This window comes from Bifidobacterium olomucense, assembly GCF_012932375.1.
Lineage (GTDB): Bacteria > Actinomycetota > Actinomycetes > Actinomycetales > Bifidobacteriaceae > Bifidobacterium > Bifidobacterium olomucense.
In genome coordinates, this window is record NZ_JAAIIG010000002.1 from 1 (window position 1) to 17,179 (window position 17,179).

The 17,179-nt window shown below is 62.6% G+C and carries 18 protein-coding genes; 3 read left to right on the top strand and 15 right to left on the bottom strand.

The genetic code is table 11. From position 1 onward, the window contains the following. Window positions 1–286: 286 nt before the first annotated feature. A complete protein-coding gene (locus G1C97_RS02200) occupies window positions 287–1,096 on the top strand; it encodes a DNA-binding protein (RefSeq protein WP_169240335.1) in 810 nt (269 codons plus the stop codon). Window positions 1,097–1,154: 58 nt separating this feature from the next. On the opposite strand, the gene G1C97_RS02205 is transcribed toward G1C97_RS02200, so the two are convergent. From G1C97_RS02205 to G1C97_RS12200, 11 genes are all read right to left on the bottom strand, one after another. Then, window positions 1,155–1,553, bottom strand: coding sequence for a superoxide dismutase (locus G1C97_RS02205; RefSeq protein ID WP_169240336.1), 399 nt, complete (start codon window positions 1,551–1,553; stop codon window positions 1,155–1,157). Window positions 1,554–1,606: 53 nt separating this feature from the next. After that, the gene (locus tag G1C97_RS02210) at window positions 1,607–2,482 is read right to left on the bottom strand and encodes an ABC transporter ATP-binding protein (protein ID WP_169240337.1); all 876 of its coding nucleotides are present in this window, start codon (window positions 2,480–2,482) and stop codon (window positions 1,607–1,609) included. Between the two features lie 52 nt (window positions 2,483–2,534). Next, window positions 2,535–3,371, bottom strand: a complete 837-nt coding sequence (locus tag G1C97_RS02215) for a murein hydrolase transporter LrgB (protein WP_335341321.1) — start codon at window positions 3,369–3,371, stop codon at window positions 2,535–2,537. Next, window positions 3,314–3,940 carry a hypothetical protein gene (locus tag G1C97_RS02220; RefSeq protein ID WP_169240338.1) on the bottom strand — a complete coding sequence of 209 codons (627 nt, stop codon included), beginning with the start codon at window positions 3,938–3,940 and terminating at the stop codon, window positions 3,314–3,316. Before G1C97_RS02220 ends, G1C97_RS02215 begins: the two co-directional genes overlap by 58 nt. 133 nt (window positions 3,941–4,073) lie before the next feature. Further along, window positions 4,074–4,901 (bottom strand): hypothetical protein, encoded by an 828-nt coding sequence (locus tag G1C97_RS02225; RefSeq protein WP_169240339.1) that lies wholly within the window; start codon window positions 4,899–4,901, stop codon window positions 4,074–4,076. Window positions 4,902–4,907: 6 nt separating this feature from the next. Continuing rightward, window positions 4,908–5,534 (bottom strand): RNA polymerase sigma factor, encoded by a 627-nt coding sequence (locus G1C97_RS02230; RefSeq protein WP_335341322.1) that lies wholly within the window; start codon window positions 5,532–5,534, stop codon window positions 4,908–4,910. 87 nt (window positions 5,535–5,621) lie between these two features. Further along, window positions 5,622–5,945, bottom strand: a complete 324-nt coding sequence (locus tag G1C97_RS02235; RefSeq protein ID WP_169240340.1) for a hypothetical protein — start codon at window positions 5,943–5,945, stop codon at window positions 5,622–5,624. A gap of 191 nt (window positions 5,946–6,136) precedes the next feature. Continuing rightward, window positions 6,137–7,831 carry a glycosyltransferase family 39 protein gene (locus G1C97_RS02240; protein ID WP_169240341.1) on the bottom strand — a complete coding sequence of 565 codons (1,695 nt, stop codon included), beginning with the start codon at window positions 7,829–7,831 and terminating at the stop codon, window positions 6,137–6,139. After that, window positions 7,828–8,961, bottom strand: a complete 1,134-nt coding sequence (locus tag G1C97_RS02245; protein ID WP_240950975.1) for a glycosyltransferase family 2 protein — start codon at window positions 8,959–8,961, stop codon at window positions 7,828–7,830. Before G1C97_RS02245 ends, G1C97_RS02240 begins: the two co-directional genes overlap by 4 nt. 134 nt (window positions 8,962–9,095) lie before the next feature. Next, window positions 9,096–9,581, bottom strand: a complete 486-nt coding sequence (locus G1C97_RS02250) for a hypothetical protein (protein ID WP_240950976.1) — start codon at window positions 9,579–9,581, stop codon at window positions 9,096–9,098. Between the two features lie 11 nt (window positions 9,582–9,592). Beyond that, a complete protein-coding gene (locus G1C97_RS12200; RefSeq protein WP_240950977.1) occupies window positions 9,593–10,072 on the bottom strand; it encodes a hypothetical protein in 480 nt (159 codons plus the stop codon). Between the two features lie 88 nt (window positions 10,073–10,160). Here G1C97_RS12200 and G1C97_RS02260 point away from each other — a divergent pair, with 88 nt between their 5' ends. Further along, entirely contained in the window at window positions 10,161–10,919 is a 759-nt protein-coding gene (locus G1C97_RS02260) for a response regulator (protein ID WP_240950978.1), read from the top strand. Further along, window positions 10,895–12,097, top strand: a complete 1,203-nt coding sequence (locus tag G1C97_RS02265; RefSeq protein WP_240950979.1) for a histidine kinase — start codon at window positions 10,895–10,897, stop codon at window positions 12,095–12,097. Before G1C97_RS02260 ends, G1C97_RS02265 begins: the two co-directional genes overlap by 25 nt. Window positions 12,098–12,123: 26 nt before the next feature. Here the strand turns inward: G1C97_RS02265 and G1C97_RS02270 are convergent, their stop codons facing one another. From G1C97_RS02270 to G1C97_RS02285, 4 genes are all read right to left on the bottom strand, one after another. Next, a complete protein-coding gene (locus G1C97_RS02270) occupies window positions 12,124–12,408 on the bottom strand; it encodes a hypothetical protein (protein ID WP_169240342.1) in 285 nt (94 codons plus the stop codon). A 168-nt stretch (window positions 12,409–12,576) separates the two neighbouring features. After that, on the bottom strand, window positions 12,577–12,711 hold the full coding sequence (locus G1C97_RS02275; protein WP_335341323.1) for a hypothetical protein: 135 nt from the start codon (window positions 12,709–12,711) through the stop codon (window positions 12,577–12,579). Between the two features lie 140 nt (window positions 12,712–12,851). Continuing rightward, the gene (locus G1C97_RS02280) at window positions 12,852–13,745 is read right to left on the bottom strand and encodes a hypothetical protein (protein WP_169240343.1); all 894 of its coding nucleotides are present in this window, start codon (window positions 13,743–13,745) and stop codon (window positions 12,852–12,854) included. Between the two features lie 385 nt (window positions 13,746–14,130). Continuing rightward, the gene (locus G1C97_RS02285) at window positions 14,131–16,428 is read right to left on the bottom strand and encodes a primase-helicase family protein (protein ID WP_169240344.1); all 2,298 of its coding nucleotides are present in this window, start codon (window positions 16,426–16,428) and stop codon (window positions 14,131–14,133) included. Between the last annotated feature and the right edge of the window lie 751 nt (window positions 16,429–17,179).

Here is a 17,179-nt window from a genome sequence, read left to right on the forward strand (position 1 = left end):
GCCGGCCGTCGGCATCGATGCCTACGAGAACGGATTCGGCATCAGAAAAGGATGGGCAGGACGCTCAAAATAATCCACGCCACGCGATGACACGCGCGGATAAGACCCACGTTTCTTTACTTAACCCACATTTTGTCTATTAACCCTAACTCCGACGGAGTATCCATCGAACGAATCACGTCGCGAAGCTGTCAGAAATAAAAGAGAACCCCCAGTGCATCACGGCTGAGTCGAAGACCGTCCGGAGAGGCCCATTGGGGGAATTCATGGAATATGATAATGGGTTATGAGCCGACAGTCAAACCCAGCGCCCGATTTCCTCTCGCAAACCCCTCGCAAGGGAAGCCCGCAGGAGAGGGCGCTGCGCGCGTGCATCACCGACGAGCGGCTCGCGTCCTACGATTCCGAAGCACGGCGGCGCTCATGCCCGGCGCTGCGGCTGTACCTGTGGGATCACGACATGGCCAGCGCCTGCATGGGAGACATCGCCATCCTCGAAGTCGCCCTGCGCAACCGCATGGACCGGCGGCTGTCCCTCATTTCCTCGGAACAGGCAGGCACCGGGGACTGGTACATGGCGGGGCTCGACTTCGACGACCGCACCCAATACCAGATTCGCGAGGCATGGAACCATCTCACCCCGCAACAGCGCGGAATTCATACGCATGGTCATCTCGTTGCTTCATTGATGTTCGGCTTCTGGCGCAACCTTCTGGAGGACGGAGGCACGATTCATACGAAGTGGCCGGACCAGAGGCGCGCCGATTACGAGAACGATCTGTGGCGCAAGGGACTTGACAAGACGTTCTCCAATGGGCGCCAGTATGCGCGTGCGGTGGGAGAACGTTGGACAAGACGCTACGCGCTGGACATCGTCAAGACCGTGCACGCCCTGCGCAACAGGGTCGCCCACCACGAGCCGCTCGTCAACGGCATCCCCCTTCCCGGCGAGAACCGGCGCATCACGTTGACGGAGGCGGTGCAGGCGTGCTTCGATCTGGCGATGATCCTGGACCGCGACCTGCATGCGTGGCTGATGGACAACAGCAAGATGAGACTCGTGCTTGAACACGAGCCTCGGGAAACCGGACTATAAGACCACAAGATCGTTCGGAAAGAAGCCCTGCGGTCTTTCGTCGATGATTCCGACATCGTCATTTCACGTCGCAGACGGTGAAGGCGAAGCTGGTGAGGGTGCCGGTAGATTTGCCGTTGGCGAGGAGTTGGTCGATGTCGGGCAGGTCCTTGTTGTCGCTGGTCTGGTTGAGGGCGTATTGGGTGCCGTCGGGTGCGGTGAAGCGCATGACGGGGTCGCCTTTGGCGTCGTGCGTGCAGCTGACGGTGCCGTGGTCGACGGTGAGTGGCCATGTGTGCCCGAGTTGGTCGGCGCTGATGTCCTGCGGGTTGCTGGTCGCGGTGATTGTTTTGCTGTCGTCGGCCGGGTAGTTTTCGGGGTGTTTGATGCCGTCCATGCAGGCGGTCAGGCTCAGGGCCATGATGGCGGCGAGGCCGGTGGCCGTGATGGAGCGGATGGCGTGTGTCGTGTTGGTCATGCTGGTTTCCTTTGTCGTGTTCGGCGGTGTTTTGGTTGCCGGTTCTCCGGCCGTCAGTGGTGGTCGGGGTGTTCCTCGATGAGGGCCATGTAGCCGTCCTCCAATGTGGGTTCCATGGGTTGCGCGTCGGCGGGCGGGGTGTCGGTGATGACGCGGTAGCGTACGCCGCGTGCGGTGGTGACGGCGTTGGCGACGATCATGCCGGCGGGTGGCGGGGTGTTGGCCGGCTGGGTGAGCCAGACGCGGCCCGCGGCGTGTCCGGTGAGCTGTTCGGTCGGCCCGTCGTAGCGGATGCGGCCCTGACGCAGGACGAACACGTATGGGCAGGTCTGGGCGATGTCGTCGAGGATGTGGGTGGACAGGATCACGGTGCGGTCGCCGCCGAGGCCGGCGAGCAGCGTGCGGAAGCGCATGCGCTCCTCGGGGTCGAGTCCGGCGGTGGGTTCGTCCACGATGATGAGCCGGGGATCCGCCATGAGGGCCTGCGCGATGCCGACGCGGCGGCGCATGCCTCCGGAGAAGCCGCCGATGCGCCGGTCGGCCACGTCCGTGAGTCCGACCCGGTCGATGAGCTCGCGTGCCTGGCGCATGCGCCCCCGGGTGTCGTCGATGCCTTTGAGGACGCCCACGTAGTCGAGGAATTCGAGCGGGGTGAGCTGCGGGTAGGGTTCGATGTCCTGCGGCAGGTAGCCGAGCGTGCGTTTGAGCGCGCGGCGGGTCCTCGCGTCCTTCAGGTCGTGGCCGTCCATGAGCACCTGGCCCGACGTGGGGCGGATGATGCCGGCGAGGATGCGCATGAGCGTGGTCTTGCCGGCGCCGTTCGGCCCGATCAGGCCGACCATGCCGTGCGGCAGGTCGCAGGTCACGTCGTCCAGCGCGCGGGGCTTCCTCGGGAAGTCCTTGGTCAGGTGGCTGATGGAGATGAACATGATGTCTTCTTTCCCGTGTCGATGTTTCCGATGAGGGTTCCGCCGGTGTCGTTCAGCGTGCCGTGCGCGGGCGTGTCGAGCACCATCCGCCCAACGTCATGAGCAGTATGGCGGCGGCGAGCTGCGCGATCAGGGATACGGTCGCGTTGGCGGGCGTGCCGGTGACCGCGAGGACGCCTCCCGCGGCCGGGTAGACGGGTTTGAGCCCGAACCATCCGGCGCCGATTGCGTCGCCGATCACGTTGAGGATGGTGCCGTTGACGGTCGGCATGGGCAGCATCGGCGAGGAGAACACGAGCGCGAACCATGCGAGCACGCCGGCGATGCGCGCGACGATCATGGGCAGGATCGCGCCGAGCAGCGAGGACAGGCTCATCGCGGTCAGCACGGCCGGCCCGGTGATCGCGAGTCCAGCGGCCAGCGCCTGCGGGACGGCCCACCACGAGCCGTGCAGGGTCTGCGTGACGCCGGCGCAGGCCAGCAGCAGGAGCGACGGGGCGATGAGGATCAGGAACGCGCCGAGCGTGCGTGCCGCGGCCAGCACGGGCGCGGGTGTGGGTGTGGAGTCCTCCAACTGACCGATGCCGAGCCGGTCGTGGCGCGTATGGAAGTCGGTGAACGCGGCCATGTAGGCGATCGGCATGAACATGGCCATCGTCTTGGCCATGAACGCCAGATCGCCAGCGCCGTGGTCGTGCGGGCCGGCCGGGGAGATCACGCCCAGCAGGAGCGCGAACAGGGCCAATGGGACGGCCGCGACCCATAAGGAGCGTTGCCGCCACACGATAATCGTGTGGACGCGGACCAATCGCGGGAAACCGATGCGCATGCTCATATGCCCCTCCTCGCAAGCGTCACGTTGCGTTCCTCGTCGCCCAGCAGCCGCCACGCGACCCCAATGGCGATCACGGCGGCGGCGAGCGGGATGCCGCGCTGCGCGACCGGGTCGAGCACGTACGGGTCCCACAGGAGGGCGAGGAACATCCATACCGCGACCACCGCCATGACCGTGGCCTGCGCGGACGCGGACCATGCGGCGGCCGCGAACCCGGCCGTCCCCACGACCAGCACCGCGCCCGTCGGCGCGATCAGACTCGCCCATCCCAGGTCCTGCGGCCACAGGCCCAGTACGTGCAACGGCGCGAACATGAGCACGGCGCCGACCAGACCGGACACGGCCGTCAGGACGAACCGCGTGGTCTCAACGCGCCGCCAGCCCACGGGCGTGGACTCGCTCGCCTCGACCAGCGGGTCGCCGGTCAACGCGACCGCCACGCACACGCCCGAGCCGATCACCATCAGCTGGGCGAGCCAGTTCACCACCGTCAACGTCTGCGTACGCGACCACACGCCGGACACCATGATGCCGGCGACCGCAACAGCAATCCCGCAGACCGCGGGCGCCGCCAGCAATCCCAGGCCGATGCGCCTGGCCTGCGCGCGAATCATTCCCGACATGCCGTCCCTCCCTGAAGTCCGAAAGTTCGACGGCCGTTCCTTATCGTCCGTCACCAGATAGGTAGCGGTCGCCGACCGCATGGTTCACGCGACACGCCGAACGACCACCGGCGACTCATCGACCTCGATCCGTTCAGACGGCCGTGGCCGTCATGCGTGCCTCGGACAAGCGTCCGGCGCACGCCACCGCCACCGCGCACGCCACCAGCCCCGTGACGGCCAGCAACAGTTGTCCGAATGTCCGGGTCATGTCGATCCAGCCCGCGGCCGGCAGGCCCATGAGTCCGAGCAGGTCCGTACGGATCACGGCGACCAGCAGCAGGCCGACGCCGAAGCCGACGCCCGTGGAGAACCGGATCGCGAGCATCGCGCCCACGCCGGCGACCAGCAGCAAAGGCGACAGCCATCCGACCAGCAGCACGCCGAACATCCCATAGCCCTGCACGCCCATCACGGCGGTCACCAACAGTCCGAACACGATGTCGCAGGCGAGCACGAACACCAGCCGGACCAGCGTGACCGCCCCCGGACCCAACGGTGTGGCCGACGAGATCATGTCCGCGCGGGAATCACCGAACGCCATCGTCACGCTCAGCAACACGCCGGCCAGCACCATCGAGCAGAACGCGCGGGATACGACCGTCATCCCCCAGCCGACCGCGAAGAACCGCGCCCCCAATCCGGCGAACGCCATCAACGCCAGCGTGGCCGGCACCACCTGCCACGGCACCACCCTCATCTGCCGGCCCAGCAGCAGCATGAACAATCTCAGGCTACGCGCCCACGACCATGCGGGCCCGTCCAGCGGGGACCGCGATGCGCGGATGCGCGCCATCACCGCCGTAGCGGGAGGCGTTTCTCCCGAACGGGATCGTTCCACGGCGGCCAATGCCGCGAGCAGACGCTCGTCGGCCTCATCGTCCGTCAAGCGGCCGGTCGTTTCGTCAAGATGATTGGTCATCGGGGTTCACCGTTCCTTTCCATCCGCATCATCCTGCTGATTGAGTTGTACGCGCAGCAGACGGCGCGCACGCGAGACGCGGGATTTGACCGTGCCCTCCGGCATGTCCAGCAGGCTGGCGATCTGCCGGTACGGCAGGCCGTGCAGCCACGCCAACGTCGCCGTCTCCACCAGTTCGACGGGCAGACGGCGCAGCAACGCCGTCAGATCATCCATGCCCGTTTCGGACAGCACGGCCGTCTCCGGGCTCGGGCCATCGTCACGCGGTTCGGGCGCGTCGTCCAACGCGGTCACGTTCGGGCGCGCGCGCCGCACGCGCATGGTGATCTGGCGTTTCGCGATGCCCAGCAGCCATGACAGCACCTTCGCGTCGCCGCGGAACGCCCTCGCCGACCGCCAGCAGCCCAGCCACACGTCGGCGCACACCTCCTCGGCCATACCGGTATCCGGCACGCGCGCACGCACGAACGCCCGCACCGCCACAGCGAACCGTCCATACAGGGTCTCGAAGGCGCGCTCGTCCCCGGAGGCGACCCGCGCGAGCAGATCCTCGTCGCGCGTCACCTCCCCACCGGGCGAGGTCATGTCATCCTGCATATGCGGCTCCTTCCACGGCACATCCCGCAAACTCACTGAATACGTAGCAGGGAACACGCCAATGGTTCACGGTCTCACCACACCGCCCGCGCAAAATCAGCACCGTCCGGCATGGCAGAACGATCATCGCCGTATGGCCCTGATGCCATACCCGACCTGCGCAAGAAACAGCACCAAGAGAACACCCAGCGAAGCCGGCCGGTACATGACATAGAAGTCCGTCATATCAGGCTGCGACGCCGGCGCTGCCATGACGTATACCAACGCGGCAAACAGGGCGCAAACCCAAGAAACAACCAACGTCGCAGCCGTGACAGATCGCAGCCGGCGCTGGTCCGGAGACGTTTTGCGCAGACCATGAAGCAGCACCAAGACGCACACCGAAACCAATACGTAGAACAACAGCCCATACGTGGGCAGCATGTCGATAATTAGCAGATGACCCATAACGCCTCCCCGGATTAAGCAACGAACCGATACCGCCATTAGAGGCGCTTTACCCCATCACCGGCAACGTCATGTCAAGCGATCGCATGACATCAAATCTCGGTTGGCAAGCTTACGGCCTCTTCGCCATCCACGTTCCCGTAGCACCCGGGAAAGGCACCCCATAGGATTCTTCATTCCGGAAGAGTCGATTATCGGCGGTAGTCGATGGCCGCGTTCGCGTCACGTTTGATGACGCCGGTTTGCGTCCACTGGTCGGATGCGGTGTCAAGAAGCCTGTCGTAGTTGCGGGTCGTCGTCCATGACAACAAGGTGAATCGAGCCGTATCGAGATCGTCGATGGTTCTCAGTTGCGCGGTGGAATCGTGCAGCGGCGCGTATCCGCCGCGCGTGGGAACGTCGTCGGCGTCGAGGAAGTAGTAGTACGGGCAGTCGCGGTAGTACCAGTACGCGTCGATGTACGTGTACTCGTCCTGTGCGACGGCCGGTCGCTCGGCCGAGCAGACGACATGTTGGCTGAGCTGGGCCGATCCGGGCGTATCGTTGCGGTCGAAACTATGGTTGCCGCGCACGCCGTACACGATCGTCCCTGCAACCAGCATCGCAAGGACCACGACGTAGACGAGCGCCGCGCGACGGCCGCGCAATCGATACGCGATGACGCACGCCAGCGTGAGCGTGGCGTAGAAAAACGGTGCGATCACGCTCAGATAGCGTACGGAGAACATACCGTAGCCGCCGCTGGACAGCTCCTTGACAGCGGACCAGATCATCAGGAGCGTCGTCGGCACGGCGAACAGCATGACGATCAGCCATGCAGCTTCGGCGGATTGTTGCGAGGCCAGTGTTCCGACTGACTGTTGCCGTGCAGGCAGCCATGCTGCGACGAATATGCCGACGATTAGCGTCATCGTGGCCGCGACCAGCAGTGAGATGATCGACGGCAGTTCCGTTTCCGTCATGCCGAGCAGCATGATGTCGAATGCGTTCGCCACGCCGGACATGTTCGTGCGCCGACGAACCGGAGGCAGAACGGAGCTCCCGCCGAGCTGGCCCAGCAACGCCGGCATCCACGGCAGGAACAGAGTGACCGACGCGATATAGGCGAATAACCATCGCCACGCGGACAGACTCCGCATACGCCACGATCGGGCGGCGAGCCAGATCGCATGCGTCAACCATACGAACGCGGTCAGATACAACGTCAGCATGCCGAGCGTGACGGTCACGGCGTACGCGGCCCACCATGCGGTGCGGCAATATCCGTCTTTGGGGTGAAGGCCGTCCTGCTGATTATCGCGCCCGTCGGTCATGTCTCGCTTGAGGCAGCCACGCGGTTCGATCACACCGGCCGCGCGCAGCAGCATCGCCGTACCGCCCACGGCCAATAGCATCGCCGGCGAATACATACGCAACTCGTAGCCGTAGCGCAACATGAAACCACCGCACATGAGCATCGGCATGCACGCCGCTGCGGCGCGGTCGCCAAACAAATCGCGCATCAGCATGACCAGCACGAACACGGCAAGGCCGAGGCACACGCAGTTCGGTATCCGCATCAGCGTGACATTCTTGCCGGCGATGGGCATCCATGCCTTGAGCAGCAGATAGTACAGCGGCGGATGCGCGTCGACAGCGGTGAGCGCGATCAGCTCCCGCACGGGTCGGCTCGCCAGGATCAACGAATACTGTTCGTCGAACCACAACGACTGATTGCGGCCCATCAGCCAGCTCAACAAGGTCGTCGCCAGAGCACAGCAGCCGACTAACACGGGAACGGGAACCAAGTGGTGGATGGCGACGGCGGAACCGGCACTGCTGTCGTCAGCGCGTCCGCCGGCGTGCTCGACGTATGGACCGGCGGTCTTGCGGTTCGTCGTGATCATGACAGCATCTCCCTGTCATGTGCCGGATGGTCGAAACGGGTATTGCCGGCATCGCGAACGTTGATGTTGCCGTCGCGCACGATGTAGTTCGGCCGGCGCTTGGACTCCAGATACGTGTTCGCCAGGTACCGTCCGATGATGCCCAGGCACATCAGCTGCAGTCCGCCGATGAACGTGATGATGCACGCGAGCGATGGCCAACCGGCCACCGGGTCGCCGAACATGGCCGCGCGCACCGCGATGAAACAGGTCGCGCCGAACGCGACAACGCACAGCAACAACCCGATATACGAGGCGACGGCCAACGGCACCGTGGAGCATGAGATCAGCCCCTCGATTGCGTAGCGGACCAACGCGAAGAAATTCCAGCTGGACCTGCCCGCGGCTCGGCGCGTGTTCGGATAGTCGATCCATGCCGTATGGAATCCCACCCATGCGTACAGTCCCTTGGAGAACCGGTTGCGTTCGGTCAGCGACGTCAGCGCGTCGACGACCCGGCGTCGCATCATACGGAAATCACGCGCACCGTCGGGCACGACGACCGGAGACATGGCGTTCATCAGCCGATAGAACATATGAGCGCACATGGAACGGACCGGCGGTTCGCCCGCGCGCGTGGTGCGCCGCGTCGCCACGCAATCCAGCGTTGGATCATCGGCCAGCATCGTGAACATGCGCGGCAGCAACGACGGCGGATCCTGCAGATCCGCGTCCATCACTGCCACGACATCGCCTTGCGCGGCATCCAGTCCGGCGAGCAGCGCGCCCTCCTTGCCGAAATTGCGCGACAGCGACAGCCAACGAACCACGAACGGGAAGGCGGCGCGCCCGTCGTCACCTGCCGCCGCTCGTCGCAGCAGCACCGCGGTGCCGTCCGTGGAACCGTCGTCGACCAGCACCAGTTCGGCCGTCGTACCGGGATACGCTGCGATGATCTCACGAACGGCCTGTGCTGCGGCCGACAGAAACAACGGCAGACAAGCCTCCTCGTTATGGCAAGGCACGACGACGGACAACGTGACCTGCCTGTCAGGACACGCGCCGCCCGCGGAATCCACCATATTGCGGGATTCGCGTTCCGCAGAAGCATGCGCGGTACGACACTGCTGCGGATGCTGCTGATTGCCCATGATACTGCCTTCTTCCCCGCGGCTGGCGCCGCCTTGCGCCTGCCATGCGACCTGCGTCCGATACGATTCCAGTGTGCGTTCACCGAATCGCGGAACATGCCTGTATCGCCCCTGATTCAGCCCTTAATCGTTGTTCAGGGTATGGGGGACGATACAGGGATACTCTGAACGCTGGCTTTCGCGCCTTCTCCGTGAACCGCCGTGGTTCGACCGGAGCGATGTGCATCGTCATGCCGGCAAGACGGTTCACATTGGTGAGCATGATCGGATCCATTGCCGGTATTATGCCGATTACGGGATGTTTGCACGGTCGCGGCGCCGAACACGGACTGCACGCAGAACAGTCCCGTGAGGAACACGAACGCGGCGGGACGGTATGTGCGGTAGAAATCAACCATGTCCGGTTGTGCGTATGGCATCGCGATGGTGTACGCGCAGCCGGCGAGCAAAGCGACGGATAGCGAGCCGATCAGCAGTGCGATGACGGCGGAACACAGTCGCCGTCGATCCCCGCACGCATGTGCAAGCCCGCGGAACGCCAGCGTGACGCAAATGCTGACCAGCAGGTAGCACACCAGCCCATACGTGGGCAGCATGTCGATAATCAGCAGATCCTTCATGGAAGATTCTTTCAAATCAGGCATTCGAAGAAATGCCATTCCGAGGAATCAGCATCACGGATGATAATCAGCGTACCGTTCTCGTTGTCTATCTCCCTATGAGGCTGATCGTACAGATCATCAAGTTGTGTTCCCAGATCCAACTGCAGAGTCGTATTCGTTTCCTTGACTATACGTATGTTCTCCCGGGACAATCGACCACTGGAGTACTCCCTGCCGTCCAGAATGGTGCCATTAGCTTTTCCCGGGTCGGCAGTGATCTTCACGTACCTGTACCCGTCTCCGTGAAAACTCTCCTCTTCCTTACTGACGATTGCCCTCGCATCCTTGGGAAATGAGATCGAGAACCTCTGCGACAAATTCAAAACCGGACTATAGCTTTGGTATCGCGCCCATCCGAACCACAATCCCGCCACCACTAATGCCGTGATGAACGCAATAGCGATGATCGTTCCGACACGGCCATCATCTTTCCATATGCGGTTTCCCATCCGCGGCCTCCTAGCCTTCGTCGCGCACCAACAAATCTCATTGAATCCAAGCACGCTCCGCAAGCGCAATGTCATGTCAAGCAATCGCATGACAGCGATGCCGTTTCATGCCGGGAAACCAATGGTCACCGGCGGTACAGTGGGCTTTATGGGACTTAGAAGCGAGCCGGAGACGGCGGGCGTGATCCGTATCGGCGTGTTGGATAATGATCCGTTCGCGTTGGATGCGATGTGTGCGATGATCGCGGCCATGTCCCGGGATTTCCGCATCGTGTGGAGCACGGGGTCGCCGGCGGTGGCGATCGAGCACTGCCACAACGCGCATACGCGGCCGGACGTGCTCGTGCTGGACATGGCGTTGGGCGGCATCACCGGCGCGGACGTGTGCCGGCGCATCCGGCGCAGGACGAGCGAGGTGGGCGTCATCTGCGTCACCTCGTATTCGACGGACGCCTACCGGGATGAAGCGATCAAAGCCGGTGTGCAGGGACTGCTCGCCAAGGAACAGCTCAAAACCGACATCGCCGACGCGGTGCGTCGGGCGGCCGTCGGGAAGCCAACCGCCGCGCAGGCCTCCTTGGGATTCCATGACGCGGCATCGGCGCATGCGCTGCTGTCCGGCACGGTGCCGGCGAGGATGTCCGATGACATGAAGGACTCGTTGTCCGCGCGCGAGAAGGACATCCTGCGCTTGTACGCGCAGCGCTTGACCACCGATGAGATCGCGGCCCGGCTGGGCATTACCAAGGGCAGTGTGTTCACGTACGTGCACCGGGCGGCCGAGAAATTCGGCGTGGCCAGCCGCAGGGAGGTGCTGGAAGCATGCGCCAGATACGATCTGCTGTAAACCGGCTTATCGGACGAGTCGGTTCGGGCGACGACCATCCGGTCATCGCTGTTGTCTGCGTGCTGCTGGCTGCGGCCCTCATCGCGGAATACATGGCCCGGGCCACGGCGGATGCCTCCTCGACGGTGAGCGTGCAGCATCTTGTCTTGGTTCTGGTGATGCTCGTCGGTCTGATCGGCGGCATGTTCCGCCCGCGATGGTTCCTGTGGGCGGCGCTCGTGGCCGGCGAGATGCTCATGCTGGCGATGCCGATGATCACGCCGCTTGCCGTCATCATCACCTGCACCGGGTTCCTCGCCTATCTGGACACTTGGTCGGGTGCGATCGCCACCGGCATGCTGCTCATCTCCACCACGTTCGGCGTCGAACCCGGCAGCGGCCGACTGCTGGTGGCGACATTGCAGAACCTCGCGTTCTATTGCTTCCCGCTATTGACCGGCCTGTTGCTGCACATGATGCGGCAGCGTGACCATGACTCGTATCTGCTGCGCCGCCGGCAGGAACGCGAGGACACGGCCCGCAGCCTGCACGACACCATCAGCAACGATCTCGCCTATCTCATCCTGCGCATCGACCACGCCGAGACCAACGGCATGCCCAACAGCGAACATGAATACCGCCGGCAGCTCCGGGAGCTACGCGATGCGGCCGATCGCGCCATGATCCACACGCACGCGGTCATCGACTCGCTTGAGGAACATTCGGAGCAACAGTCGCAATCATCACAACCGTCGGAACCGCGCAGCACGACAACACTTCCGTTGGAACCGGCCGTAGATCACGCCGCCGTGCAACAGGCGGAGTTGCAATCCCTGATCGACGATGAGGAGGCGAAACTCGAATCGCTCGGCTTCACCGGCGACAACTTGCTCGGCGAACTCCGCCATCCGCTCTCCCCCGGCATGATGCGACTACTCACGGGCCTGCTGACGGAACTCTACACGAACATCGCCAAGCACGCTGACCCGTCCGAATGGTACGCCGTCTCCATCAGCTTCGATGCCGAGGAGATCCGCATCTCCGTCAGCGACACCATCGCCGAGCATGACGGGAAGCTTGGATTGGGCAGCGGCCTCGCCCGTTACCGCACCATCATCGAAAAAGCCGGCGGCAGCTTCACCATCCACACGGAACAGCGACACTGGCAACTAGATGCCACCATCCCAAACAAGCTGTGAACCATCGGTAGGTTCAGCGGCTTGGGTTACAGGAGCGCAATCACCAGAGCGACAGCCACCAGACCTGCGGCTACGCCAATTCCTATGGCAAGGAGAGGCTTTTGTTGACCGTTGCTTTTCGCAGCGGCGATCAACGCCATGACCAGCAGTAGCACTCCGACGGCTCGGCAGAGCAGGCTCAAGACGTCTTCCGGGATCGCAAACGCGAGAGCCTGCAATGCTATGGATGCGCACACCAGGATCACGATCAGCCGTCTGGTGCCGTCGTTTTGTACCGACGTGTTATGAGTGGACTTTTCCATTGCGATCATTTCCCTTCCTTGGAACTCGGTTTCGTCGCTATATCCATTCAATCCAAGAACGGCCGACGGGATAACATGCTGTCAAGCAATCGCATGACAGCTGCATCGCATTATCAATCGTCAGAGTGCGTTTCCATACTTGTGATCTTTGCGGGCATAACTGCCGGTGAAGGTTCTTTATCCGTCTCCCGTTCCTCGCGCCTCGTATCCGCGGGCTTGTTCGATGACAGTGCGCAGCATGCGGCCGCTGACGGTAATGTAGCCCTGCGTGGTGGCGAGGCTTTCGTGGCCGAGCAGTTCCTTGATGGCCATGACGTTGCCGTTGGAGGTGATGTACGCGGCCGTGGCGAACCTGCGGCGCGGGGAGTGAGGAGAATCCGGTGGCGTCCTTGACGAGGCGGTACACGGCTAGCGGGGCGCCCCGTTCGTGTTTTGCGCTTGTAGCGTTGGCATCAGAAGTCAATCTCGGCGGCGAGGGTCTCGGCTTCCTCCCGTTCCTTCGCGTGTGCGGGGAGATTTTCGATGACCTTCTGAATCGTGGTGTCACCGGTCTCGTCGTGGGCCGTGCCGGTGCCGATGATGATGTAGGCGGCTCCGGTCGCTTCGCGTTTGTCTCGGAGCGCTTCGAGACCCCTGATGGGCTTGCCGCTGCACGTGAACATGAGCATGTCCACGGTGACGTTACCGTCCGGGGATCCGTCCCTCGGGTACGTTTCGAGGCTCGCCGCATACTCGTCGCCGAGGAACTGCTTCGTGGCGTTGTTGATCCGCTCGCCCCAGTCACGCTCCTTGGTCTCGTCGACCGGCGCGAGGTCATCGAAAGGCACGTACCCCGGCGTGGAGCATTGTCCGACCTTCTTGCCGTTCCTGACGCCATACAGGACATCCTCCCAAGCGACCGGCGTTTTCTCCGTGGTGAGGTGCACCATCGCAAGTGAGGCGTCAAAGCAATCCCAGCCGTTCTCCACAGGCTCGTCGCTCGTGGTGAGAAGCACATCAAGTACCGGTTTGTTGCGGCGCGTGATGACGATGCGGTTATAGGTCTCAATCCCCATCTGTGTGGAGACGGGAAGCGCGAGGAAACCGGAGCCGAGATACCGCTTCGCCATGATGGCGAGAAGGCCCGCCGCCTCGAAGCTCGTCCCGGGCATCGTACGGTCCTGCACCCCGAACGGGATGAGTGAACTGAGCTTCGGCAGACCAGCATCCGACGATGGCTTCACCGGGATGAACTGGTCACCCTCCTCGGGCTTCAGCCTAACGACCTGCGCGACCGTTCTCTTGCCGTTCGTCGGCGCCTTCGCCAGCACGTCGCTGAGACGGTACTCACCAATGTTCTTTGACATGATTGCTTCCTTCTACTTTGGCAGAGGGCCGGAGACCAAAACCGACCAACTGTTCCACCGACACGGCCATTGCCGTATCGTCGCCAGGAAAAAGATTGCAGTTCTCCCGTGCATCATTCAGTTCCCCTTGCACGGAGCTGGTTTCCCCGCTCCTAGTTCTTCCTATCAACGAGAGTCCGAGAACGAACGGAACCGTGAAAAGAAACGTGAAAAGGGCCGCCCGCAAGTTCCGTGAAACAGCAGACGCGAGTTGGTCCGGGCGACCCAGAAGGAAGCCCCGATGGGGCGGGACACTCGAATCATATCCAGAGGAACCCAGCACGACGTGCCACTCACGGGCCAAACAAGGTGCGGCGCACGTGGTCTGCGTTGTGCTGAGTGCTCGTCAGTCGTTGCTGATCGCTTCCTTCAGCTCGGGTATCGGCTCGCCGTACGACGCGCCCTTCTTCGCGGTGCGGAGGAGACCGGCGAGGCCGTCGATGTCTGTCACTGCCTTGATGGCCTTGCCATTCGAATCGGTAAGGTTCACCTTGCAGCCCGGCAGTGAGATGGTGTTCCCGTCACTTACCTCCGCCGCCATGGTCAGGCAGATGCTCGTGTTCGGCGCGTGGAACAGCAGTTGGGTCGTGTCAGGCTCGACGTTGTGAGTGTCGCTGGTGACGAGTTCTGCAGTGTATCCCGCACCGCACCTGTCCATGAGATACCCGTTGATGCGCTCGATGAGCTGCTCCATGGTCAGGTCCCCCGTAACCTTCGGCTTGCTGGGAACCATGCCCCACGCCTTGCGCAGCTTGTCGGGATTGAGGGCAATCACACGCTGGCGTTTCCCATCGAGAGTGCGGCGCGGGTCGTTCTTCTTGTCGCGCTTCCAAGAGATACCGTTCTGGTCGAGGAACGCCTCGCGGTTCGTCAGGTGAGGGAGCATGGTCTCCGGGAACTTCGGGCTGGCGACGATACCCGTCTGTGGATCCTTCGAGACCCCGTTCATCAGGTCACGCGCGTACTGGTCGTCGTGGAGTGTCCGTATCAGCTCGGTGACCTCCGGGTCGTGTCGGGTGATGGCGTTCGCGGCGTTCGACTGGTCGTCCATGGACAGTTCGGCGAGCATACCCTCGAAGCCCTGCTTCCTTTGAGCCTGACGTTCCCGGAGGAGCTTGACCCCATGCCACAGCATCTCGGCGAGGCAGTAGTCCGTGGAGGCTACGTAGTCGTACCGGCTCAGCACCTGCTTGGCTTCAGTGCGCGTGTCGGTGTACTGCATCCGCTTGCCCCGACCATCAAGCATCGGCGCGTGCCATTCCTCGGTCGGCGACTTCTGAAGCGTGATAGTGACGCGACGGCGACCCACCGCATTGATGTCCGGCATCTCGTCCGGCTTGTTCGTGGTGAGTATCACCAGAACATGGCACCAGAAGGCCTGCGAGCCGCCGTGCCAGCGGGCGATCTGCATATTCCCAGTGGTCAGCTCGTTCAGCGGCGGCATGCAGTCCGAGGTGACTTTCTCCGCCTCCTCCACGATCGCGTAGTCCTTGCCCATGAGGTTCATGTACTGGAGGCCGGCTTCGAAGCCACCCTTCATGAGTTCGTTCAGCTTGATGCCCGATGCGGCTATCGAGTGGAACATGCGCGTGAATCCCTTGACGAACATGGACTTGCCAGTGCCGCCGTCGTCGCTCATGAGCACGTACCCGCCCTCGTCGTTCTGGCACACCATGGGCCATACCAGCGACATGCACAACAGGTCGAATGGACGCTGCCCCACGAGCGGCGCAATCTGATTCAGTGCGAGGCCACCGGTAGGCACGAGGATGTCCTGCTGCGGGTCCTCGAACGGGCCGAGCTTGATGTCATCCAGTGACCCGTCGCCAGAAACCACGTGCATCGCGGGCTTCCCGTTTTCCCGTACAAGGAAGCGGGTCAGCTTCAGGACGTTGTGGACGCCCTCCACCTGGCTCATGAGGCGCAGTATGGCCTGTAGCTCATCCACACCGAGTTGCAAGCGGCCAGCCGCAAGTTCGGGGCGCATCGCACCAATCCGGTTCTCGCCGAACAGCTTGTACACGCCGTACTTCCTCGCGGCGAGGAGCAACTTCACGTCATCCTCGTCCGGCTCGTCATCAGGCTCAGCGTCCTCACCGAACACCTGCTTGAACCCCTTGCGGTACTTCTCGTCATTCTTCACGAGTTTCTCGAAATCCGCGACACTCGTGCCTATCACGGATGATTCGTTCTCGACAACCTTCGCCTCGGACACGCCCCCGATTGCGGCCTCGGCACGATACCCGTACCGGCCAAGCATCAGCGCGCCGATGATGAAGGCGGGCTGGTTGTAGTCCTCGGCGAGCCGTTCCTTCTTCCGGAAGCCGCGCTTCGATGAGCCGCTCACCGAAACGCCCTTGTCCTTGTTCTGAGGTGCCCATTCAAAACGCAGGTCCGGGTCATCCAGACCTATCTGCCAGTAGACATTCTTGTTGTCACGCACAATCCCCCAACCGTCACGGATCTTCTCTTTCGTGCGGTACAGGCAGATGCTCTGCATCAGACGAACCGTCTTCGATGTGGGGTACACGCTCAGCAACTCATCCGGAACGATGCGCTCGGCCTCATCGTCGGAAACGCCCTCTATACGGAGAGTCGCGCAGTCGTATTCCTTGCTCCAACCCGGAGCCAGCTTCATAGCCATGGGTCGATACCTTTCAACCACTTCGCAAGACAGGAGTTCAGCCCCATCTGCGAAAAACTTCATTCCGACATCGAGCCGGAACCTTGTGCCGAGGAAATATCGTGGATTGCCTCATTCGGCCCCGAATAGTGGCGGAGCATCGCTCCTATACTTGCTATCAAGCGCGAGACGAAAACGACCAAGGCCGTTGCAAATACAGGGAAAAACGGATTGGACGTACACGGGATGCAAAGCCAGGACAGCATCACGAAGCAAACAAAAACGCGCAAAAAGCAAGGGGACCCATCCACACGCCGGCGCAAGCACCGGACGAGCTGAACCTGGATGGATCCCAAAGTTTGTCGATTGAAAGGCGACAAGACAGAGAATATCGCGCAGGAGGAAAAACGGATAGAAAAACCGGCGAGAGGTGGTCTGGGATGAAACGCGAGTGATGCGGATCGATGGTCGTAGGCCACCCGCGCCGCGCGCCTTTTGCTCCTTCCCTGATCGCTGTGGCGCTGCCCGTATTCGCCGTTTCGTTGACGCTCTGGGCTGGAACTGGGATTGAACTATGTGTCGACGCGTAGCGACTGCTTGCTCCCGATGATCATTCGGCTCAGCGGTTCTTGCGTTTCCGATGCGCGGCGCGTGGCTTGGTTCTTCGCATCGTGGAATCGGCTCTGGGCCGACCGCTCTGCAGCGCGGGAAGGGGTTGGAGTTTGTTCGGCCCGGCCTCGCCGTGCCGGGCTTTTCTCCGCGCTCCCTTCGC